Origin of the sequence: Dysgonomonas mossii, from assembly GCF_004569505.1 — a bacterium.
Lineage (GTDB): Bacteria > Bacteroidota > Bacteroidia > Bacteroidales > Dysgonomonadaceae > Dysgonomonas.
In genome coordinates this window covers 1-429 of the sequence record NZ_SPPK01000082.1, presented here as the reverse complement: position 1 = coordinate 429, position 429 = coordinate 1, and the positions used below count along the sequence as shown (strand labels likewise).

Below are 429 nucleotides of genomic sequence, written 5' to 3'. Positions count from 1 at the left end.
GGTGTAGAAGGTTCTTTTAAACCACTGTTTGGAACATCTTTTTGTTTTCTCATTCCAAATATAGCAGAAGGCACTTCTGAAGCGTGAAACTTAGGTTGATTTAAAGAAGATAATCTTCGATTGAAAGCATCGTCTTCTTTATCATGAACAGATTTCTTTTTGAAAACTGAAGAATATTGTTCAGTGCTAGAAGGTCTTGTTAAACGTTTGTTCTCATAAACACCCTTGTCTTTTTTAGGTTGTGGTTCAGAGGGTGCTTCTTCTCCGTCATGACTTCTTCTGCGACGCCTTCTTCTATTTGTTGGATATGACGCTTCATTTTCATTGTAAAATCGCTCATCATAGTAGTTATATTCTTGTTGTGAATCATGCTCTTGATCAGAATTTTGTTCAGTCTCTGTTTCAGTTTCAGCGTCAACATCCATATCT

At 36.1% G+C, this 429-nt stretch carries 1 protein-coding gene; it reads right to left on the bottom strand.

Annotation, left to right across the window (positions count from 1 at the left end; genetic code table 11):
- Positions 1 to 429: hypothetical protein (locus E4T88_RS17535; RefSeq protein ID WP_221411824.1), on the bottom strand; the 429-nt coding region annotated here is incomplete at both ends.